This window comes from Leifsonia sp. 2MCAF36 (assembly GCF_052115525.1).
GTDB lineage: Bacteria > Actinomycetota > Actinomycetes > Actinomycetales > Microbacteriaceae > Leifsonia.
In genome coordinates this window covers 63,863-85,589 of record NZ_JBFRGV010000005.1, presented here as the reverse complement: position 1 = coordinate 85,589, position 21,727 = coordinate 63,863, and the positions used below count along the sequence as shown (strand labels likewise).

14 protein-coding genes are annotated in these 21,727 nt (G+C 68.0%); 12 read left to right on the top strand and 2 right to left on the bottom strand.

Annotation, left to right across the window (positions count from 1 at the left end; translation table 11 throughout):
- Positions 1-98: 98 nt before the first annotated feature.
- The gene (locus AB4079_RS09275; protein WP_441787006.1) at positions 99-1,103 is read right to left on the bottom strand and encodes a LacI family DNA-binding transcriptional regulator; all 1,005 of its coding nucleotides are present in this window, start codon (positions 1,101-1,103) and stop codon (positions 99-101) included.
- A 9-nt stretch (positions 1,104-1,112) separates the two neighbouring features.
- On the bottom strand, positions 1,113-2,198 hold the full coding sequence (locus tag AB4079_RS09270; protein WP_441787005.1) for a LacI family DNA-binding transcriptional regulator: 1,086 nt from the start codon (positions 2,196-2,198) through the stop codon (positions 1,113-1,115).
- A gap of 136 nt (positions 2,199-2,334) precedes the next feature.
- Here AB4079_RS09270 and AB4079_RS09265 point away from each other — a divergent pair, with 136 nt between their 5' ends.
- The 12 genes from AB4079_RS09265 to AB4079_RS09210 all read left to right on the top strand — a co-directional run bounded on the left by AB4079_RS09265 (position 2,335) and on the right by AB4079_RS09210 (position 21,693).
- Positions 2,335-3,381, top strand: a complete 1,047-nt coding sequence (locus AB4079_RS09265) for a LacI family DNA-binding transcriptional regulator (protein ID WP_441787004.1) — start codon at positions 2,335-2,337, stop codon at positions 3,379-3,381.
- A 72-nt stretch (positions 3,382-3,453) separates the two neighbouring features.
- A complete protein-coding gene (locus AB4079_RS09260; RefSeq protein ID WP_441787003.1) occupies positions 3,454-5,562 on the top strand; it encodes an alpha-galactosidase in 2,109 nt (702 codons plus the stop codon).
- A gap of 172 nt (positions 5,563-5,734) precedes the next feature.
- Positions 5,735-7,072, top strand: a complete 1,338-nt coding sequence (locus AB4079_RS09255) for an ABC transporter substrate-binding protein (protein WP_441787002.1) — start codon at positions 5,735-5,737, stop codon at positions 7,070-7,072.
- 51 nt (positions 7,073-7,123) lie between these two features.
- Positions 7,124-8,110, top strand: coding sequence for a carbohydrate ABC transporter permease (locus AB4079_RS09250; RefSeq protein WP_441787001.1), 987 nt, complete (start codon positions 7,124-7,126; stop codon positions 8,108-8,110).
- Positions 8,107-9,060, top strand: a complete 954-nt coding sequence (locus AB4079_RS09245) for a carbohydrate ABC transporter permease (RefSeq protein ID WP_441787000.1) — start codon at positions 8,107-8,109, stop codon at positions 9,058-9,060. The genes AB4079_RS09250 and AB4079_RS09245 overlap by 4 nt, the downstream gene beginning before the upstream one ends.
- Positions 9,057-9,977, top strand: a complete 921-nt coding sequence (locus tag AB4079_RS09240; RefSeq protein WP_441786999.1) for a family 43 glycosylhydrolase — start codon at positions 9,057-9,059, stop codon at positions 9,975-9,977. The genes AB4079_RS09245 and AB4079_RS09240 overlap by 4 nt, the downstream gene beginning before the upstream one ends.
- Positions 9,974-10,975: a LacI family DNA-binding transcriptional regulator gene (locus tag AB4079_RS09235; protein WP_441786998.1), complete on the top strand. Its 1,002-nt coding sequence runs from the start codon at positions 9,974-9,976 to the stop codon at positions 10,973-10,975. The genes AB4079_RS09240 and AB4079_RS09235 overlap by 4 nt, the downstream gene beginning before the upstream one ends.
- Before the next feature lie 8 nt (positions 10,976-10,983).
- Positions 10,984-12,615: a family 43 glycosylhydrolase gene (locus AB4079_RS09230; protein WP_441786997.1), complete on the top strand. Its 1,632-nt coding sequence runs from the start codon at positions 10,984-10,986 to the stop codon at positions 12,613-12,615.
- Positions 12,612-13,610: a hydroxyacid dehydrogenase gene (locus AB4079_RS09225; protein ID WP_441786996.1), complete on the top strand. Its 999-nt coding sequence runs from the start codon at positions 12,612-12,614 to the stop codon at positions 13,608-13,610. Before AB4079_RS09230 ends, AB4079_RS09225 begins: the two co-directional genes overlap by 4 nt.
- A 105-nt stretch (positions 13,611-13,715) precedes the next feature.
- A complete protein-coding gene (locus AB4079_RS09220; RefSeq protein WP_441786995.1) occupies positions 13,716-18,338 on the top strand; it encodes a discoidin domain-containing protein in 4,623 nt (1,540 codons plus the stop codon).
- Positions 18,314-19,333: a glycoside hydrolase family 43 protein gene (locus AB4079_RS09215; protein ID WP_441786994.1), complete on the top strand. Its 1,020-nt coding sequence runs from the start codon at positions 18,314-18,316 to the stop codon at positions 19,331-19,333. The genes AB4079_RS09220 and AB4079_RS09215 overlap by 25 nt, the downstream gene beginning before the upstream one ends.
- A complete protein-coding gene (locus AB4079_RS09210; protein ID WP_441786993.1) occupies positions 19,330-21,693 on the top strand; it encodes a glycosyl hydrolase family 95 catalytic domain-containing protein in 2,364 nt (787 codons plus the stop codon). Before AB4079_RS09215 ends, AB4079_RS09210 begins: the two co-directional genes overlap by 4 nt.
- Positions 21,694-21,727 lie beyond the last annotated feature (34 nt).

Below are 21,727 nucleotides of genomic sequence, written 5' to 3'. Positions count from 1 at the left end.
TGAATCTAGCGATCCCGTCCTCGAATGGTCAAGCGCAGACGAGACCGGTCACCGCCAGCCGCAGCGCATGTGAGGTCCCGCGGGTCGCCAGCGGGCGACTACGGTCGAGCGCTCAGGCCAGGGGTGGACTCGCGGAGCCGGACGCGGCCGTCGACGGCCAGGGTCGCCGGTGCGTCCGTGTCGTCGGAGAGAGCGAGCTCGAGCGCATCCGCGCCGATGCGGGTGAGCGGCAACGCGACCGTCGTGAGTCGCGGTGTCACGTCCCGCAGCAGCGGAATGTCGTCGAATCCGGCGACGGCCACGTCGATTCCCGGTCGGAGGCCGGCGTCCTGGATCGCGGCGATGGCACCGATCGCCATCACGTCGGTGACCGCGAAGACGCACTCCGGGCGCCGGCCCTCTGCGAGCAGTCGAGCGGTGGCGGAGTAGCCGCCGTCGCGGGAGAAACGGTCGTGACGCACGGACGCGCTCGGCGCCACCGAGGTGAAGCCGGCGACCCGATCGCGGACCGTGGACAGTTCCGCCGGGCCGGCGATGACCGCGAAGTCCGTGTACCCGATGCCGGTGAGCGCCCGTGCGAGGTCGGCGGCGCCGACGTAGTTGCCGATGATGATGGAACGAATTCCCGGTGCGTCCGGACCGATGACCACCAGCCGGTCGATGGTCGTGAACGCCTCCCAATCCGCGGACAGGGCTCGGCTGGAGGCGAACAGGACTGCGCGGGGTCGCTGGGCGCGCAGCGCCGTCAGGGTCTCCCTCTCCAGGGCCGGCGCAGTCTCGACGCCGTCATAGGGGAGTGCGGCGATGGTGACGATCAGCCCTCGGGTGCGGGCCACGTCGATGACGCCGGCGGCGATCGCCGCGAAGTACGGATCGGCGATGTCGCCGACCACCAAGGAGACCGTGCTCGTGGAGCCGCGGGCGACCGCTTGCGCGTGCGCGTTCGCACTGTAGCCGAGCTCCGCCGCCGCGGCTATCACCTTCTGCCGCAACTCCGGCCGAACGGTCCGTGCCGATGGATGCAGAGCCCGCGAGGCTGTGGCCAAGGACACGTTGGCACGTGCTGCGACGTCAGCGAGGGTCGCGGCTGATGGTGAGGCCACGCGCGTAACCTACCGCATCCACTGTCTGTGCGATCCCGGCTGACCGGGACGGCCGGTTCGCCTCTCGCGCCTCGGCGTACTGTCCCGGATCACACCCGTGGCCGACAGCATCCGAACCGGGCGGTCCTCCGGCTCGGCGAGCGCCATGGCGAAGGCGAGGCCGCCCATTTCGGTCAGCGGAACGGAGGCCGTGGTGAGGCTCGGCGTCACGTCGCGGGCCATCCGGATGTCGTCGAACCCAGCCACCCCGATGTCGCGGCCGACCTGGATGCCGTGGTCCCGGAACGCTGCTGCGGCTCCGACGGCCATGACGTCGTTGACCGCGAAGACGAGGTCGATGTCGTCCACGCCGCGGGCGATGAGCTTCTCGGCAGCTCGGTAGCCGCCGTCCCGGGTGAAGTCGTCGACGAACGTGTCGTGATCCCGGATGGAGAGCCCGACCTGGGCGAGTCCTTCGGCGAAACCGGCGCGCCGCTCCGCCACCGTGACGAGCGTCGGGCTCCCGCTCAGCACCGCGAATCGCCGATACCCGTGTCCCGCGAGCTGCAGGGCGAGGCTCCGAGCGCCGCCGGCGTTGTCGACCGCCACGGTCGGAAACGGCAGGAGGGGCTGCGAGACCAGGACGACGGATCCGCCGGAGCGCTCGAACGCTGTCAGCGCGTCGGTCAGCTCGTCGTAGGAGGCTCCTGAGTCCCGGCTGCCGGCGATGATGATCGCCCGGTGTCCCTGAGCGCGCATGTCGCGGACGCTCCGCAGCTCCAGGTCCGGGTTTCCCGCGCTCGCGGTCACGGTCACGGTCAGCTTGGCCGCCTTCGCGGCAGTGATCAGCCCGCTGGCTATGGCTGCGAAGTAGGGGTCGGCGATGTCGTTCACCACGAGCCCGATGGTCGACGTCGCACCGCGTTTGACCGATTGAGCCGACACGTTCGCCACGTACCGGAGGCGTCGCGCGGCTTCTTCGACGCGAGCGGAGATATCGGGGCGCACGACTCGGTCGCTGCCGTTGAGCGCCCGGGATGCCGTGGCGACGGAGACACCCGCCTCGCGCGCGACGTCGTGCAGCGTCGCTCGCGACGGTGAGCGCTTAGTCGCCATGTCCGGGCCCTCCCCGCACTGATCGGCATGCGCAGAAGACCCCACCGTCATTCCCCGCCGTCATGAGGACATTGTCACACGCGCGCGCGACCCGGCGGCCGCTGCCGCGGTCGCACCGGTCCATTACTGTCGATCCATGGCAACGCGACGCTCACCCAAGCCGACCCTCGATGACGTCGCCGCTCTGGCCGGCGTCTCGCGCGCGACGGCGTCGCGCGTTCTCAACGGCGGCGTTCGCTCGACAGCCAACATCGACCCCGAGGTGCGGGAGGCCGTCTTCGCGGCGGCCCGATCTCTGGACTACACCGCGAACACCCAGGCGCAGGCGATGTCGGCGGGCGCATCGTCCACCGTCGCGATCCTGGTCTCCGAGATCGACGATCCCGGCTCGTCCGCGCTGGTGTCCGGTGCTCTGAAGCGAGCTCGGGAGACGGGCCACGCACTGATCGTCGGCCTGTCGGGGTTGACCGAGACGGAGGAGTTGGATGCCCTCCGGGCCCTACGTGGCCAGCGACCGAAGGCTGTCGTGGTCGCCGTGAGCCGCACGACGGACGCCGCTCGCGAGGACGCGTTCCGGGAAGAGCTCACCGCTTTCGCCGATGCGGGTGGACGCGTGTCGGTCATCGGCGCGAACTCGTTCGGTTTCGACGAGGTGCTTCTGAGGAACGCCGACTCCTCCGCCGCGCTGGCCCGCGCCCTCATCGGGCTGGGCTACCGGCGATTCGCCATCGTCGCTGCGTCGGCGGATCAGATCACGTCGCACGAGCGGCAGCGCGGATTCATGGAGGAAGCAGAGAGGGCGGGGTTCGCCACCGACCCCGACCTCGTCGTCTCGGCCGATTTCGATCGCGACGGCGGGTATGCGGCGGCCGGGGCGCTGATCGATCGCCTCGACGATATCGACGCGATCTTCGCCGTGAGCGACGCGATAGCGCTCGGAGTGATCGCGCGACTGCGTGAGAACGGGGTCGCGGTGCCCGGCCGTGTCGCGGTCGCGGGATTCGACGATGTCCCTGTGGTCAGGGATCTGACCCCGCCCCTGACGACGGTCCGGATCCCCCTGGAGGAGATGGCGGCCCACGCCGTCGATCAGGTACTGGGCGAGAGCGGGGCCGCCGGTCCGCAGACGCTCGAGCTCACGGGTGAGGTCGTCGTGCGGGCCAGCACGCCGGCGAAGGGCTAGGGCGCAGAGTCCAGCGGGGCGATACGATGAGGTAAACGCTATCCGTATGACTTTGCAGGGGATTGACAGCCAATGACGCTTTTGGAAGACCGGGCCGACGCGCTCCGTGAACGCACGTGGAAGGCGGACGACCTCGCCATCGAGCTCCGCTGGGATGACGACTCCCCCGCGACGATCGGCGCGATCCACATCGGAGTGCGGCGGACTCTCGTCGGAGGACGACCGCTCGTGGACCTCTTCACTGCCGATGAGCAGCGCGCCCGAACGAGCCAGAGCTACGTCCGATCGGCGGTCGGATCGCGCCTGCGGGTGCGATCGATCCAGGAGGACACCGACGACGAGGGCGCCGCAGTGCTCTCGATCACCCAGCGGGATGAGGTGGCGTCGCTGGAGGTGACGACAACGCTCCGGAAACCTCCGGCTGCCCGGGCGCTCCGGGTCCAGCATTCCGTGTGCAATGTCGGCGACACCGACATCGTCCTGACAGCGATCAGCTCCCTCCTCGTCGGACTCGGCCGAGCCGAAGCCGACCTGGATCACATGACCGTGATCGACGGCGAGAGCGAGTGGCTCGCCGAGGGGCGCTGGCACGAGCGTCCGCTGCGTGACCTGGTGCCCCGGCTGTCGCTGGGAATCCACGGGCAGGACGGGCGGGGCCGCTACGCCGTCACGAGCCACGGGGCCTGGTCGACGGGCGAGCACATCCCGGTCGGAGGGGTTGTGGATGCCGGAACCGGTACGAGCATCATGTGGCAGCTCGAGGCGGGTACGGCGTGGCAGTCGTCGATCGGCCAGGGCGTCGAGGGCGGCTTTCTCACCCTCATCGGCCCCGCCGACCTCGAGCATCAGTTCGCCCACCTGCTCCCGCCGGGAGGGGTCTTCCGGTCGGTCCCCGCCGCGATCGCCTTCGCGGTCGGCGGCCGGGACGAGGCGGTCGCCGCGCTCACCGAGTACCGGCGCTTTCAGCGCGGCGCATTGCGCGACGAAGACCGGGCGATGCCGATCGTCTACAACGACTTCATGAACACCCTCATGGGCAACCCCTCCACGGAGAAGCTGCTCCCGCTCATCGAGGCGGCAGCGGGTGCAGGCGTCGAGTACTTCTGCGTCGACGCCGGCTGGTTCGCGGCTCCCGGCGACTACTGGGACACCGTCGGGGAGTGGGTCGAGCATCCCGACCGCTTCACCGGCGGGTTCGCCTCGGTCATCGACGCGATCGTGCGGCACGGCATGCGCGCCGGGACGTGGCTCGAACCCGAGTGCGTGGGGGAGAACAGTCCCGCTGCGACAAGGCTGCCGGAGGAGGCCTTCTTCCAGCGGTTCGGGCGTCGCGTGAAGGAGCACGGTCGATACCATCTGGACTTCCGGCACCCGGCCGCCGTCGCCCACGTCGATGCGGCCGTCGATCGGCTGGTGAGGGACTACGGGATCAGCTACCTGAAGCTCGACTACAACATCAACCCGGGAGCGGGGACGGAGCTGAACGCGGCTGCGGCCGGCGACGGCCTGCTCGGGCACAGCCGAGCGTTCGTCCGGTGGCTCGAGGACATCCAGCGGCGTCATCCGCAGCTCCTGATCGAGCACTGCAGCTCCGGTGCCATGCGGATGGACTACGCCTACCTCCAGCACTGCCACCTGCAGTCCACCTCGGATCAACAGGACTTCCGTCTCTATCCGCCGATAGCCGCGGCTGCGCCACTCTCGGTGCTCCCGGAGCAGGCCGGCAATTGGGCGTACCCATCGGTCGAGATGACGGACGCCGAGACCGTCTTCACGCTCGTCTCCGGTCTCGCCGGCCGGCTCTATCTCTCCGGGTTCCTCGATCGCCTCCGTCCGAGTCAGCGCAACCTCGTCGTCGAGGCCGTCGCTGTCGCGAAGCACTGGCGGACACGCCTCGCCGGCGCCCATCCGTTCTGGCCTCTCGGTCTGCCCGAGTGGGACGCAGAGGCGATCGTTCTGGGATTCCACGCGGGCGAGGAGCAGCTCATCGTCGTGTGGTCGCGGAGCGCGGAGGGGCAGCGCATTCGGATACCGGGCCGGCTCGACGGGCTCCGGGCGGAGTTCCCGGCGCGCCAGAGCAGCGCGGATGGATGGAGGGTCGATCTCGAGGCGGACGCGACCGTGTTGACGGCCCCGGCCGGACTGTCGGCACGCGTGTTCAGTGCGCCGCAGCTCGGCTGAACGTCGGTCCGTTCGGGCCTGGTTGTGTCCGTTAGCCTGTCAGCGGGTGGACATCCACGAGGTGTTGACAAACCCAAGCGGCGCGGAATAGCGTACGGATAGCGTTTTCCACACGGAGACAGCATCAAGCAGATCCGTGAGTCCTCAACTCACGTCACGAAGGAGTGAACGAATGCGAAAAGCACACACCCGTGCGCTCGCCCTGGTGGCCGGGGTCGCAGCCCTGGGCCTCATGGCCGGGTGCAGCGCGCCGTCCAGCCCGTCGGCGTCCGCGACCTCGAAGAAACCCGCCGTCATCGACGTCTGGGGCTGGGACGCCGAGATGACCCCGAACATCGTCAAGGCCTTCAACGCAAGCCACACGGACGTCCAGGTCAACTACGTCCTGCAGGCGAGCAACCCGGCGACGGTGACCAACTTCCGCAACGTCATGAAGTCCAAGAAGGGCATCCCCTGCTGGGTGCCTGCTACCGGCCCGGTCACGACAGCGGTCGTCAACGGCTGGGCGCAGGACATCACCAAGTACATCAAGCCGATCGAGAGCAAGTTCTCCGCGGGAGCGCTCGCCGGCGCCAAGGTGGGCGACAAGTACTATGGGTTCCCGACCGGCCCGGATGCGACGTTCGCGATGGTCAACGAGAAGATCTACAGCGACAACGGCATCGCCGTGCCGAAGACCTGGGATGATCTGATCGCCGCGGGCAAGCAGCTCAAGCCGAAGGGCATCACGGTCATCAACCTCGCGGGCGAGGACCCCTCGACGCTGATTCAGATCGAGCAGCTCGCCGGTGCCAAGTGGTTCGCGATCGACGGCGACCGCTGGAAGGTGAACTTCACCGATGCGAACTCGCTGAAGGGCGCTGATGTGATCCAGCAGATCGTGGACAACGATCTTGCGTCGCACCAGACGTACCAGGACCGGCCCTCCCTCTATGCGTACTTCGACAGCGGCAAGCTCGCGACCATCCCTCTGGCGTGGTGGTCCCTGTTCGGATACCAGACGAACCTCAAGGCCTCGCTCGGGGCGTGGAAGGCCGTGGACTTCCCACAGCTGAGCAGCTCGGGGAAGTTCAAGACGCCCGGGATCGCCAACCCCGGCATCGTGCCAGTCGGCTGCAAGGACCCGGCTGCCGCGGTCGAGTACCAGACCTGGGTGCAGACGTCCGCCGCCGGCATCGCGGCTTCGAAGAGCACGAAGACCGACGCCATCAGCCTGCCGACGGCTCTCAAGGACGTGTCGAAGTACACCACGGCCATCGTGCCCGACAAGCTCATCGACCCGGCGCAGAGCAAGGAGCAGGTGGGCGCTGTGATCTCCAAGGCGCAGGCCGCCTCCATCGGTGCCTTCAATGAGGGCCCCGACTACGACGCCTGGTTCCCTGAGCTCCAGGACCAGTGGGGCAAGGCGATGGCCAAGCAGATCACGGTCAAGCAGGCGCTCGAGAACGTTCAGGCGTTCGTCGTCCAGGACCTGAAGACAAAGGGCATCAACTACACGGTCGGGAAGTAATAGGTGAGGGGTGCGCCCGAACGGCGCACCCCTCACGGAAAGGAGACGGCGATGTCTTCGGCCACTAAGACGAGCGAGGCCGGGCCCGCGCGCAGCGCCACCCGGAGCACTCCGCTCCCGAGCACCGGTCAGCGGTCGAGGCGACGGATGACGTGGCGGCACGTGCAGTCGCTGAAGGGAGCGTCCTTCACCTGGCCCTTCGTCGCCGGCTTCGCCGTCTTCACGGTGCTGCCCGTTCTCCTCGGGCTCGGGCAGAGCTTCTTCACGGTGAAGAGCTCCGGGCTCGGGTTCAGCGCAGCGCAGACGTCGTTCACGGGATTCGACAACTTCTTACGCGCACTGGGCGATGAGACGTTCTGGGCGTCGATGATCCGGGTGGCCGTCTATGCGGCCGTCATGGTGCCCGTCACGATGATCGTGAGCCTGACGATGGCCCTCCTCCTCGACGCCGTCCGCAGGCGCGTGGCCAACCGGTTCCGGCTCCTGCTGCTCATCCCGTACATGATCCCGGGGATCGTGGCGACCATGATCTGGCTCTACCTGTACAGCCCGAACGTCGGCCCGATCCGGCCCGTCCTGGCGCTGGTCGGGCTCGACGTGAACTTCTTCGCGGGCAACATGGTCTGGGTCGGGATCGGCAACCTGGTCGTCTGGGGCACCATCGGGTTCAACATGCTGATCCTGTACGGGTCGTTGCAGGCCGTCCCACGGGATGTGTTCGAAGCCGCGCGGGTCGATGGCGCCTCCGAAATACGCATCGCCTTCTCCATCAAGGTGCCCTACGTGCGCGCGACCCTGGTGCTCACGGGCCTCCTCTCCATCATCGGCACGCTGCAGATCTTCGCGGAGCCGACGCTCTTCCGGACGGTCTCCCCGGAGACCATCACCAAGGACTTCACGCCCACGATGGTCATATACAACCAGGCCTTCCAGGTCGGGAACCTCAACTACGCCGCTGCCCTCTCCATCATCCTCGCCCTCGTCGTGGGGATCGCCTCGGCAGTGATCTACCGTCTCGCGAACAGGGTGGACAAATGAGCCTCATCGAAACACTGAACTCTGACCCGGACCTCCCGGGCTCGAGCAGCGACTCCCCGCGCCGATCCATGCGGCGGCGGGAGGTGGAGCACGACGCGGGTGAGATGGCCGGCCGGCGCGGCGGTTCCAAGTGGGTGGTCATCATCGGGCTGGTCGCGTTCGCGCTCTACTCGGTGGGGCCGGCCTGGTGGTTGATCGTGTCCGCCACCAAGTCGAAACAGGACCTTTTCACGACGAGCGGTCTCTGGTTCTCCCACTTCAACCTCTTCGACAACATCAGCTCGCTGTTCTCCTACCAGGACGGGATCTTCTCGCTGTGGCTGTGGAACTCGACGGTGTACGCGGTGCTGGGCTCGCTCGGCCAGACCTTCGTGGCCCTCGCCGCGGGCTACGGACTGGCGATGTACCGGTTCAAGGGACGCGGCGCGACTGTGGCCTTCATCATCGCCTCGTTCCTCATCCCGAGCACGCTGCTCACCATCCCCTCGTATCTGCTGTACGTGCAGCTCGGCATCTACAACACGATCTGGGCGATGATCGTCCCCGCGTTCTTCAGCCCGTTCGCGGTGTATCTGGCGAAGGTCTACACGGAGGGGGCGATGCCGGCCGAACTGATGGAGGCTGCGCGCATCGACGGCGCGGGGGAGTACCGGATCTTCTTCCGGATCGGGCTGCGACTGCTGACCACGGCGGGAGCGACCATCTTCCTCCTCCACTTCGTCGGCTCCTGGAACGGCTTCTTCGGGCCGCTGGTCTTCCTGCGCGACTCCGACAAGTGGCCGGTGATGCTCGGGCTGTACTCGTGGCTGCAACGCGGGGTCGACTCCACGGTCGATCTGACCAGCCTGGTGATCACCGGCTCGCTCGTCGCGACCATCCCGATGGTCCTTCTGATGATCGCGATGCAGCGGTATTGGAAATCCGGCGTGACCATGGGGAGCATCAAATGACCTTCGAATCCACTCGTGCGGCGGAGATCCGCCCGGGGACCGTCTTCATCGACGACGCCAGTGAGGTCGCCCAGCTGCACGGCGTCGGGATCCAGCGCTTCGGCGACCGGTTCTATGCCTGGGGCGAGGACAAGCGCGCCGGCTCGGCCTTCACCGCGGTCGCCTGCTACTCGTCCCCGGATCTGGCCGAGTGGCGCTTCGAGGGGAATTCGCTGGTCGCCGGCGACGGCGAGCTCGCCCCCGACCGGGTCATCGAGCGGCCGAAGGTGCTCCGCCGTCCGGACGGTGCGTACGTGATGTTCCTCCACGTCGACACCGGCGACTACAGCTTCGCGCGCGTCGGCTACGCGATCAGCGACAACCCGGTGGGTCCGTTCCGTTACCTGGGAAGCGAGCGTCCGCTGGGGAATGTCAGCCGTGATATCGGCGTCTACCAGGAGGGCGGAGTCGGGTACCTGCTCTCCGAGGATCGCGAGAACGGCCTGCACATCTATCGGCTGGCTCCCGATCACCTGTCGGTGGAGGAGGTCGTAGCGACGACGCTCAAGGACGATCAGTCGCACGGGTATGAGTCGCCGGCCATGGTTCGTCACGACGGCCTCTACTACTTGTTCGGGTCCGATCTCACCGGGTGGTCGACCAACGACAACAAAGTGGCCACTGCGACGGACCTGAGGGGGCCCTGGTCGAGCTGGGAGGACATCGCGCCCCCGGGATCCGCGACCTTCGACTCCCAGGTGAGCGCCGTCGTTCCTGTCGGCGACGGCGCACGACCGGCCTTCGTCTACGTCGGCGACCGTTGGCTCAGCGACGATCTGGCGAACTCCCCTTGCGTGTGGCTCCCGATGGAGATCTCCGGCGGCCGTGCGCGGATCAGCTGGGTCGACGAGTGGCGGCTGGAGGTGGCGCGCCTATGACTCTGGAGTACCGGCCGACCATCCTCGACGTCGCCCAGACGGCCGGCGTCAGCTCCCGTACCGTGGCTCGGGTCATCCAGCGCTCGGCAGCCGTCAGCGTGGCCACTCAGGCCCGGGTGGAGCAGGCGATGCGCGAGATCGGGTACTTCGTCGCCCCGCACGGCGCCGCTGCCGGGACGACCCAGATCGCGGTGATCGCCATGCACGGGATCAACCCGACGATCCTGCACGGCGTGCTCGACGGTGTCACATCCGAAGGGCGACGGCGTGGTCTCCTCGTCACCCAGGCGGATGTCATAGCGCCCGCGGATAATCTGGAGACTTCGCTGCTGGAGGTCGTCGGTCGCAAGGTCGAGGAGGGCGCCTCGGGTGCGATCCTCGTCGCGACCGCGGACATCTTCGCGAAAGTGGCGGCCGTCCTCGCCCACCGTCTGCCGGTCGTCCTCGCCCTGGCGGAGCACGAGACCGCGTCGTCTGTCACGATCGACTGGTACAACGGTGCGGTGCAAGCGACCCGGCACCTGCTCGCGCTCGGGCACACCGAGCTGGCGCACGTCGCCGGCCCGGCGAATCTGGTGCACGCGCGGGCCAGGGCGCAGGGCTTCCTCGACACGCTCGAGGAGGCAGGGCTCGAGCCTGTCGATGTCGTCTCGGGCGACTGGTCCGCGGCAGCCGGCTTCGCCGCGGGCGAGCGGCTGCTGGAGTCGAGGGCGTCCGCTGTCTTCTGTGCCAGCGATCAACTGGCGCTGGGGGTCATGCACGCCTTCGCTCGCGCAGGGCGTCCCGCCCCTGACGGCATCAGCGTGGTCGGGTACGACGACGAACCGGGGGCGGCGTTCTTCACTCCGGCCCTGACGACGATCCGCCTGGACTACCGGCGTGTCGGCGTCGCCGCGATCGAAGTGCTCGCGCAGGCGGAGGCGGCGGGAGCACCGAGGCACGCCGACCTCGTCCCCGAGCTCATCGTCCGCGGATCGACCGCGAGGCCCGATCGGTGACCGGGCCGATGACGCAACAGACGCTGCTGACGAACCCGGTCATCCGCGGCTTCGCTCCGGATCCGTCGATCGTCCGCATCGGCGAATGGTACTTCGTCGCCGTGAGCTCGTTCGAATGGTTCCCGACCATCCCGATCCACCGATCGCGCGATCTGATCCACTGGGAGTACGCGGGGCACGTCGAGAACGCTGTGCCGGGGGGATCGCTTGCCGGATATGCGGACTCGGCCGGTGTCTGGGCGCCGGCCCTGAGCGTCGCCGGGGGCAGGCTCTGGGCGACCTACTCGATCGTGGAATCCCTCCAGAAGCCCTACTTCAACCTGTCCACGTACATCACGACCGCCGCGGTGGGGGAAGGCGTGCTCTCGGACTGGGACGTCCCGGTGCGGGTGCCCTCGCACGGGTTCGACCCGTCCCTGTTCCACCACGACGGGCGGAGCTGGCTCCTCAACCTGCAGAACGATCATCGGCCGGGAGGCGACCGGTTCTCCGGCATCGTCCTCACCGAGCTGGACAGAAGCCACGGCACGGTGCGCTCGATCGGTCGGACGCGGCTGCTTCTGCAGAGCGACACTCTCATCGAGGGTCCGAAGCTGCTGTTCAAAGATGGCTGGTTCTACCTTGCGGTGGCCGAAGGAGGCACCGGCGTCGAGCACGGTGTGCGCGTCGCACGGAGCCGCGCCGTCGACGGCCCGTACGAGGTCGACGGCGAACCGTTGCTGACCACGCGCGACGACCCCGACTGGCCCCTCCAGAAGGCCGGCCACGGTGAGTTCGTGCAGGCTTCCGATGGTTCCTGGTACCTCACGCACCTGGTCTCCCGGCCCATCCGGACCCCGAGCGGAGTGCAGAGCCCGCTCGGTCGGGAGACCGCTGTGCAGGCCATCGTCTGGGACGACGACGGCTGGCCGCGCCTCGCGCAGGGGGGCTGGCATCCCGCTGTCGAGGTCGCCGTCCCTGAGGTTCGCGCCCTGGACCGACCCGTAACGAGGCCGGCAGCTGGGCCTGCGGTGCTGGACTGGCCGTGGAGCGCCCTCCGGGCTCCCGCGACGAGCGAGTGGGTGGACGTCCTCGACGAGGATACGTTCCGGTTGCGCGGACGCCAGGGGATCGAGTCCTGGCGCGCGAACAGTCTGGTCGGGCAGCGTCTCATCGAGCACCACGCGGTCGCCGAAGTGACCGTGGAGGCGCACCCCACATCGTTCGCGCACTCCGCCGGCCTGGTGCTCTGGTACAACGCGAGCGCATACATCTCGCTGCAGCTCACCTGGGCCGAGCCGGAGGGCGAGCGACAGCGCGGCCAGCAGTTCGAGCCGGGCGGGGGTCGCATCGTCCTCGTTCTGACCGCCAGGAGCGTCGACGGGTCGCGGGAGCTCGCACGCAGCACCGTCGGCGGCGGCCCCTTTCGGCTGCGTGCCGAGCTCGATCACGGCACCGCGCGCTTCGCCGCCGGTCGCGACGGGAGCGCCCTCGAACCGTTCGGGCCGGAGGTCGACGCGTCCTTCCTGTCGGATGACTTCGGGCCGCTTCTGCGCTTCACCGGCACGTTCGCGGCAGTCAACGCCTTCGACCTCGTCGATGAGGCGTTCACCGCGACCTTCAGCCGTTTCACACTCACCACGAGCAGACGGAGACCATGATGAAAGCCGTTTTCGGGATGGGACAGCACATGATCCCGTTCTTCTTCTCAGCCCCCGACCTCGCTGAGCTCCAGAGGTATGTCGAGATCGACACGTCTCGTGCCATCGCATCGGTCGCGGAGCTCGATCCGGCCGAACGCCCGGAGATCGACACCTTGATAACCGGGTGGGGCGGCCCTGAGATCACGAGGGACGTGCTCGATCAGCTGCCCGGTCTGCGGGCGATCGTCCACGTGGCGGGCACCGTCCGGTTTGTGGATCCCGACGCGTGGCGCCGCGGCATCGTCGTGTCTTCCGGCGCGTGGGCGAACGCCGTTCCTGTCGCCGAGTTCACTGTCGCGATGATCACCCTCGCCGGTAAGGATGTGTTCTGGGCTGCTCGCACGTACGCCAGGGAGCAGCGCGAGATCTTCCGCGAGGCCGAGCTGCCCGCCATCGGAAACTTCGGTCGCACCGTCGGAATCGTGGGCGCCTCGCGGATCGGGTCGCGGGTGATCCGCATGCTGCAGGCCTATGACCTGCGCGTGCTGCTCTTCGACCCGTTCTGCACGGAAGAGCAGGCGCGTCTCCTGGGAGCCGAACTGGTCTCCGACCTCTCCGAGCTCGCGCGGCGCAGCAGCATCCTCTCCATTCACGCGCCCAGCCGACCGGAGACGTGGGGGATGGTCTCACGGGAGGTGCTGGCGGCCCTGCCGGACGACGCCACCATCATCAACACGGCGCGGGCCGACATCGTCGATCAGGACGCGCTCATCGCCGAGCTCCGGTCGGGGCGGCTGCGCGCCGTACTCGATGTGACCGACCCGGAGGTGCTGCCGAAAGGACACATCCTCTACACGCTCCCCAATGTCCACCTGACGCCGCACCTCGCCGGCGCAGCAGGAAACGAGTTGCGCAGGCTCGGTGAGTCCGCCGTCGCGGAGGTGCGCAGGCACGCGCGCGGCGAGCCGTTGAAGTACGCGGTGGAGTTCGCCGAGCTCGCTCGCATGGCCTGATCCATCCCGATCCTTGACGTGCACCCCGTGGTGCGCAACACTGTGGAAAACGCTATCCACTCCCCTTTCTGATCAATCCCACCGTCAACGAAGAAGGTACTGATCGTGCATCAGCGCAGCGTTCCCTCACCCCGCCCTCGGGCCCGACTCGCTTTCCTCAGCGGGCTGATCGCGGTCGTGCTCGCGGCAGCAACGCTGCAGCTCACCGCGAGCCCGGCCGCGGCCGCGCCGGTTCAATCGGCCGCGGCCGCGCCGGTTCAATCGGCCGAGCCGGCCACCACCTGCGCCGTCGAGTTCCACCCCACGGTGAGCAGCCAGGGCTTCGTCCATCCCGGAGTCGGACTGACAGCCCCCGTGCTCGAGAATGCCAGGACCCAGGTCGCGACAGGCGCCGAGCCCTGGTCGAGCTACTACACGTCGATGACGCAATCCTCCGCCGCCAGCACCACGGCTTCGTCGTCGAACGCGAGCAGCGCCGACCCGACCAAGCCCGGCACGGTGGCCTTCAACAGCCAGGGGGTCGAAAGCAAGTTCATCGCAGACGGCCTCAAGGCCTACACGCAGACGCTCATGTACGTGTTCACCGGGTCGGAGGTGTACCGCAAGAACGCGATGAACATCATCCGGATCTGGGAGCAGATGGACCCCAGCCGCTACGCCTACTACACCGACGCGCACATCCACACAGGCATCCCGCTGAACCGAATGGTGACCGCGGCTGAGATCCTCCGCTACAGCTCCTGCACGAACGAGGAGAACCCCTGGACCGACGCCGACACGGCAGCGTTCACGAAGAACCTGATCACGCCGGTCATCGAGACCTTCCAGCACAACCAGAACTACTTCATGAACCAGCACACTTATCCGCTCCTGGGCGCGATGGCCGGCTACATCTTCACCGACAACGCACCGCGCTACGCTGAGGCGGTCGAGTGGTTCACGGTCAATGCCACAGCCACTGACCAGGGCTTCAACGGCTCCATCTCGCGACTCTTCCGAATGGTGACGAAAGACGACTCGACCGGTCAGGCGATCGCCGACCCGCATGTCCAGCACGTCGAGATGGGGCGCGACCAGGCGCACGGCGGCGGCGACATCACCAACGCGTACTACCTGGCGCGGATGATGTTGGCTCAGGGCACGAAGGTCGACCCGACCACCGGCACGATCTCCACGGCGGCGAACGCCGTCGGCCCCTACGAGTTCCTCGACGACCGCATCCTCTCGGCCGCGGACTACTTCTGGCAGTACATGCTCGGCTACGACACCTCGTGGACCCCTGTCGCGTACGCGATCTCCCCGGACGGGACGATCCGCGACACCTACAACCACATCTCCTCGGGCTACCGCGGTCGATTCAACACGGCCAGCTTCTGGGATCTGTACTACTACTACACGTATCAGCGCGGCCTCGATCTGAAGACCGTCGCGCCGCACTTCTACGAAGCGTTCAGCAAGCGGCTGCCCCTGACGTACTACTACGGCGGGACTCCGCAGAATGCCTGGGACGGCGTCGACGGCGGCGGCGACTTCTGGCTCTACATGCCGGCGGCAGCCGCGGGCAGTTCGGTCCCGAAGAAGGAGACGAGCGCAACGACGCTGGAGGTCGAGGACCGCTACACCGACATCTCCGGACAGGTCGAGTCCGGCACGGACGGCACGACCGGCTACGTCCGGCTCGGCGCGACGACGGCCGGATCGAAGATCGCGTTCCTGGAGGGTTCGACGGCCGCGAAGACCATCGGACTGCGCGTTCGCACCGACGCGCCGGTCGACGTGCGGCTCACCTCTGGGCTCGACGAGACGGTGACCATTCCGGACACCGGGTCGCAGTGGCGGAACGTCGTGGTGAACCTCGGCACCGGAGAGGCGATCGGCGATCTGATCTACCTCCAGGCGAACGGCTCCGGCGGCCACGTCGATATCGACAGCATCGACACCGCGATCGCGTCCCACTCCACTCCTCCTGTCCTCCCGGCGACGGCTCCCACCCGCCTGGTGGGATACACCGGCGCGTCCTCCGTCACGTCGTTCGCGGCCACGGATCCGGGTACGGGGGAGACACTCACGTACACGGCTTCCGGCCTCCCCTCCGGGGCATCGCTGGACTCCGGGACCGGCGCGCTCACCTGGGCTCCTTCGGCAGCGGGCTCAGCCGACGTCGTGGTCTCGGTGGATGACGGGACGACCGTGGCCGCACGCCATGTCGAACTGGACTCCGCGACATCGAGAGACGGCGCCCTGACGCTTGCGAAACAGGGATTCGATTCGAACGCGATCTACGAGAGCGCGACCTCAACCGCCTACACTGCAGCGGTCGCCGCGGCGACCTCGCTCTCCCACCACGGTTCGGACGCCGACTACCTCGCGGCCGTGCAGAAGGTCGTCACGGCGGTCGCCGGTCTCCGGCTTCTGTCGCCGCGGATCGCGGACGGGAGCCTGAACTACCCGGCCCTGCTGACCAGTTCGACGATGGGCGCCAGCGTTGGCACGCTCGACGACTCGAGCAACCTGACCGGATCGAGCTACCCGCAGGCCGTGAACCTCACGCACACGTTCGACTTCGGGCCGGACTACCGCGTGTCGGCGACATCCTTCGGGCTGGAGTCGAACATCTTCGCCGACCGGATCGCGGGCTCGGCGGTGTTCGGCTCGAACGACGCCACCAACTGGACGCGATTGACGCCCGGTCTGACCACGATGACGCAGGACTTCCAGACGCTCGCCGTGTCCCCCGACCTGGCCGGCCAGCAGTTCCGCTACTTCCGGATCAAGATGCTGGATCCCCAGCCGGACGTCCTCCACGGCAGCATCGTGAACCTGATGGAGCTGACGGAGTTCCACATCTTCGGAGACCGCCATGAGATCGGAAACGAGGTCGCCCAGGCCACGATCAGCTCGCCGAAGGCCATCGCGGGCAAGATCTCCTCCGGCGACCCCGTGACGGTCTCCGTGGTCACCAAGGCCGCCGTGGGCTCCGTCTCGGCGATGATCCAGGGTGCGAAGGCCGCCGCCTCATCCTCCGACGGCGTCCATTGGACCGTGACAGCGCCGGTCGCCGCCACGGCCGCCGGCCCGGTGACGCTGGCCATCGACTACACGGATGCCCGCGGCACGGCGGGGCCGACGCTCTACGGCACCACGGACGGGTCCGCCCTGTTCGTCGGCGGCGACGGGAGCAAGCTGGTCGACGTTACGAACGACGCGAAGGTGACCGCCTCGGACAAGCAATGGCCCGGCAACGGGCTGAGCGCAGACCAAGTGGGATACCTGCTCTTCGACGGTAAAGCAGACACTGCGGGCGATCTGAACACGAGCACCGGGTCGTATTACGTGATCGACTTCGGCGCCGGTGCGAAGATCGCGCTCGACCAGGTCTTCCTCCTGCCGAGGGCGGGCAACGCAACCAGGGCGAACGGCACCGTGGTCCAGGCCTCCAACGACGGGACGACCTGGAAGGACCTGACCGCAGCCCTCTCCGGCGCCGCGCAAGGCACCTGGTCGGATGCCGGAGCGGTCGCCGCGGGGGGCCAGGCTTACCGCTACCTCCGTCTGATCAACCAGACGGCCTGGAGCGGCAACCTCGCCGAGGTCCAGTTCTACGGCAGCCTGACCTACGACGACGGCTACTTCGACACCCAGGTGGCCGACACCTCGACGTCGACCCGCGCGAGCGCCGACGAATACGCCCAGAAGGTGGCTGCACTGAGCACAGCATGGAACGCGCCAGGGGCGGACCGCACCAGCGTCCTGAAGCAGCTCGCCGCCGCGAAGTCGATCCTGGTCCCCGAATCGACGCTGTTCACGAAGATCGGCGTCGCGCGTTCGCAGGTGGTCGCCTCCTCCGTCTCCTACGACGGCACGGCCGACGCGGCGGACAACGGCTGGCGTGCGTTCGACGGCGATCCGACGACGGCCACCGACACCAAGACCGCGGCGGGCTGGGTGCGGGTCGACCTCGGCTCGGGCAACGCCCGCACGGTCGGCAGCGTCCGGTTCCTGCCACGCGCGGGCAACTTCGCCCGGATGAACGGCGGGGTCTTCCAGGGCTCGAACGACGGATCGACGTGGGATACCCTCACCACCGTGAGTGGGGTGTCCGCCGTGCAGTGGTACGAACTGCCCGTGACCTCCGGGATCGCCTACCGCTACCTGCGGTACTCGACATCCACGGGATTCGCGAATGTCGCCGAACTGCAGTTCACGGAGCGAATCGTCGACACGACGCTCCTCACGGCACGGATCTCTGCCGGCGGAACGGCGGCGGACCCGGAAATCTGGACCGCTGCCTCCGTCGACTCCCTGAACCAGGCGGTCGTGTCGGGGAGCGCGACGCTCGCGAGCGACTCCCCCACCCAGGCGGAGGTCGACGCCGCGGCGCAGGCGATCGCGGATGCGCTCGCCGCCCTCCAGCCGCTCGGAACCGCCTGGGGCGCGGACCAGGTCTACACGAAGGGCGACCACGTCACGTACGACGGCGGCACCTACATCGCCCAATGGTGGACCCAGGGCCAGGTGCCGGGTGCCTCGCCGTGGAACGCCTGGGCGCAGGTCGGTCAGCGGACCCAGTGCAAGGCGGGTTGGAGCCGCACCTGGACGGCGAGCTGGCAGTACGGCGAGGGCGACGTGGCCGTGCAGTCCGGTCACCGCTGGCAGGCGAAGTGGTCGACCAGGAACCAGACTCCCGGGGATGCCAACGGCCCGTGGACGGACCTCGGCGCCTGCTGATGACGGTCGACGACATTCAGGACGAGGTTGAGCCCAGCCGCGAGTACGGCTACCTGTTCGCCCACTTCCGCGAGGAATCGGACGGCTATGCGGAGCGCATCCACTTCTCGTTGAGCGAGGGCGACTCCCCGTTGCGGTGGCTGCCGCTCTGGAACGGGCAACCGAAACTGACCTCCACCCTCGGCACGACGGGCGTCCGCGACCCCGCGATCGTGAAGGACGCCTCTGGACGGTTCCATGTGCTGTCCACGGATCTCCGGGTGTGGGGCGGAGACGACGCCGGATGGGACGGCTGGCGACGGCGGGGCAGCCGCTCGCTCATCGTCTGGGACTCCGACGACCTGATCGAGTGGACGGGTCCGCGCTCTGTGGAGGTCGTTCCGCCGACCGCCGGGATGGCGTGGGCGCCTGAGACGACGGTCGACCCGGACACCGGCGAGCACATCGTCTTCTGGTCGTCGTGCCTCTTCGATGAGTCCGACACCGATCACGCGGGGGAGACCTACAGCCGCATCCTGTACTCCCGCACGCGCGACTTCGTGCACTTCACGGCCGCGGAAACATTCATCGACAACGGTCTCGACATCATCGACACGGCACTCCTTCAGGAGAACGGGCGCGTCTACCGGTTCAGCAAAGACGAGAGCCACGGGCCGCGAAGGAACGGAATCCACCAAGAGGTCGGCTCCGGACTCCTCGCCGACGACTTCGTGACCGTCGGCACACGGATCGGGGCGGATATGTTCGCCGGCGTCGAAGCGCCGATGGTCGTGAAGGATCCCCACGAGTCCCGTTGGTATCTCTTCCTCGATCAGTACAGCCGGAGTCCGCAGGGCTACTTCGCTCTCGAAAGCACCGATCCCGACAGCGGCGAGTGGAGCCCGGTCCCCGCCGATCGCGTGCGAATCGCGCCGGGAACCAAGCACGGCACGATGCTCCGCCTCGACCGCGAGGAATGGCTCCGGCTCCGTCCCTTCGCGGAGGAGGTCGCGTGACCTCACCGCACCGGATCCGACTCGACAGTCCCGCTGACCTCTTCATCGACGCTTTCGTCCACGGCAACGGCTCGCTGGGCGCCACCAGCTATGGCCGGCCCGGCACCGAGCGGATCGACCTGAACCTCGACACGCTGTGGTCGGGTGGCCCGCTCGCACAACCGGCGGAAACCAGGGTCGGTGCGCTCGAGTCGGTCCGCGATGCCGTCGCCCGACGCGACTTCGTCGAGGCCGACGCGCGCGCAGCCGACCTGCAGAGCGACTCGTGGACGCAGTCGTATCAGCCGGTCGGGGGTCTGCTCTGGACCTATTCGTCGCCCGACACCGTTCCGCAAGGCTACGCGCGCGTCCTCGACATCGACACGGCCACGTCCTCCACGTCGTTCGAGGCCTCCGACGGCCCGATGTCGATGTCGGCGTTCGTCTCCGCGGCCGACGGAGTACTGGTCGCGTCCGTGCACGGTCATGCCGTCGCCGATCACGCAAGCTTCGATCCCACGGTCGAATTCGACATCCCGCATCCCCACCGGATCGAGACCGTGCGTGACCGGTGGGGGACGACGCACACCGTCATCGGACGCGCCCCGTCGTCCGTGCTTCCGAACTACGTCGATGCTCCCGATCCTGTTCTCTATGGCGACGACATCCCGGATGCGGACGGCAGCGTGAGCGCGGGCATGGGCTTCGCCATCGTCGTGAGGCAGCAGATGCTCGGCGATGGCGAGGTCCGTCTCCTCGTCGCAGGCGAAACGGGCTTCCGTGGGCACGACGCCCGGCCCAGCGCCGACGTGGGTTCCCTTGCGGAGGTCGCGCGAGCGCGCGTCGAGCTCGCCATGTCTGTCGGGACGGCGGAGCTCAGCGCCCGCCACATCGCCGAGTTCCGGTCCTTCGCCGACCGAGCGGACCTGGACCTCTCCGGATCCGCGTCGCCGGCCGCCGAGGCGGCCGAGCTCTTCTTCCACTACGGTCGCTACCTCTTCCTCTCGAGTTCGCGCCCAGGGACCGCGCCGGCCACCTTGCAGGGCATCTGGAATGTCGATGTGCGCCCGGGCTGGAGCAGCAACTACACCACGAACATCAACGCCGAGATGAACTACTGGGCCGCGGAGACGATCGGTCTCGCCGACTGCCACGCACCGCTTCTCGAACTGATCAGCGTCCTCGCCGCACGCGGCGAGGAGACCGCAAGGGCGTATTACGGCCTCGACGGTGCGACGGTCCACCACAACACCGACATCTGGGGGTTCACCGCGCCGGTGTCGGGACAGCCGCAGTGGTCGAATTGGCCGACCGGACTGCTGTGGCTCGCGACCCATCTCCTGGACCACCGCGATTTCGCGGCCGACGACCGTGCGGCAGCAGTCCCTCTGGCTGCGGTCGAGAAGGCTCTTCGGTTCGGTCTCGGGCTCCTCGTGGACGACGGACATGGCGCATTGGTCATCAGCCCCTCCACCTCGCCCGAGCACCGCTTCCGCGATGGAGACGGGCTCGCAGCGGTCACGTCCGGTGCCGCGATGGACCAGGAGCTCTTCACGGAGGCGGCCACCCGATATCTGGATGCGGTGGGAGAGGGCGGGGATCGCGACCTGGTCGCCGACCTGAGGAGCCGCCTGCCGCGGGTGGCGCTCCCGAGAATCGGAGCGGACGGTCTCCTCCTCGAGTGGGCGGACGACACTCTGAAACCATCCGAAGTCGGCCACCGACACCTTTCACACTTGTGGGGGCTGTATCCCGGACAGAGGATCACCGAGACGGGCACCCCCGAGCACTTCGCCGCCGCGGAGGCGGCATTGGCCTCCCGCTTGGGCAGTGGCAGCGGACACACGGGATGGAGTCAGGCGTGGATTCTCTGTCTGGCCGCCCGACTCCGCGACCGTGGCATGGTCGGCCGCGCCATCGAGACGCTGCTGAACCCCTTGACCTCCGCATCGCTGCTCGACCTCCACCCGCATCCGGCGTGGCCGGGCGGTCAGATCTTTCAGATCGACGGCAACCTGGGGGCTGTCGCCGGGATCGCCGAGGCCCTCCTGCAGAGCCACGAAGACGCGATCGCCCTACTCCCGGCGGTTCCGGAAGGCTGGACCCACGGAACCGTGACCGGCTTCCGCGCCCGAGGCGGCCATCGCGTCGACGTCACCTGGAAAGACGGGATACCCGTGACTGCCCGCATCGTGACGGGACGGCCTCAACTGCTCACCCTCGACGTGACGGACCGGATCCACCGAGTCGGGATCCTGTCGAAGGGAGGCGGTCCTCTGCTGGTCGTCGGCCACACGGCGGCGAGCGGTCGGAGGAGGTTCGACCTTCCGCCGGCGCCGCACCGAACCTATGACCTGGTCTTCGAGCGGACCGACCACTGATCACGCCCGCGGCCGACCCGGGTCTCCGCTTGGT

What these genes read in the sequence shown, in the direction of transcription:
- AB4079_RS09270 (WP_441787005.1), bottom strand. Translation starts at nt 2,198, where the DNA reads ATGGCGACTAAGCGCTCACCGTCGCGAGCGACGCTGCACGACGTCGCG.
- AB4079_RS09265 (WP_441787004.1), top strand. Translation starts at nt 2,335, where the DNA reads ATGGCAACGCGACGCTCACCCAAGCCGACCCTCGATGACGTCGCCGCT.
- AB4079_RS09260 (WP_441787003.1), top strand. Translation starts at nt 3,454, where the DNA reads ATGACGCTTTTGGAAGACCGGGCCGACGCGCTCCGTGAACGCACGTGG.
- AB4079_RS09255 (WP_441787002.1), top strand. Translation starts at nt 5,735, where the DNA reads ATGCGAAAAGCACACACCCGTGCGCTCGCCCTGGTGGCCGGGGTCGCA.
- AB4079_RS09250 (WP_441787001.1), top strand. Translation starts at nt 7,124, where the DNA reads ATGTCTTCGGCCACTAAGACGAGCGAGGCCGGGCCCGCGCGCAGCGCC.
- AB4079_RS09245 (WP_441787000.1), top strand. Translation starts at nt 8,107, where the DNA reads ATGAGCCTCATCGAAACACTGAACTCTGACCCGGACCTCCCGGGCTCG.
- AB4079_RS09240 (WP_441786999.1), top strand. Translation starts at nt 9,057, where the DNA reads ATGACCTTCGAATCCACTCGTGCGGCGGAGATCCGCCCGGGGACCGTC.
- AB4079_RS09235 (WP_441786998.1), top strand. Translation starts at nt 9,974, where the DNA reads ATGACTCTGGAGTACCGGCCGACCATCCTCGACGTCGCCCAGACGGCC.
- AB4079_RS09230 (WP_441786997.1), top strand. Translation starts at nt 10,984, where the DNA reads ATGACGCAACAGACGCTGCTGACGAACCCGGTCATCCGCGGCTTCGCT.
- AB4079_RS09225 (WP_441786996.1), top strand. Translation starts at nt 12,612, where the DNA reads ATGATGAAAGCCGTTTTCGGGATGGGACAGCACATGATCCCGTTCTTC.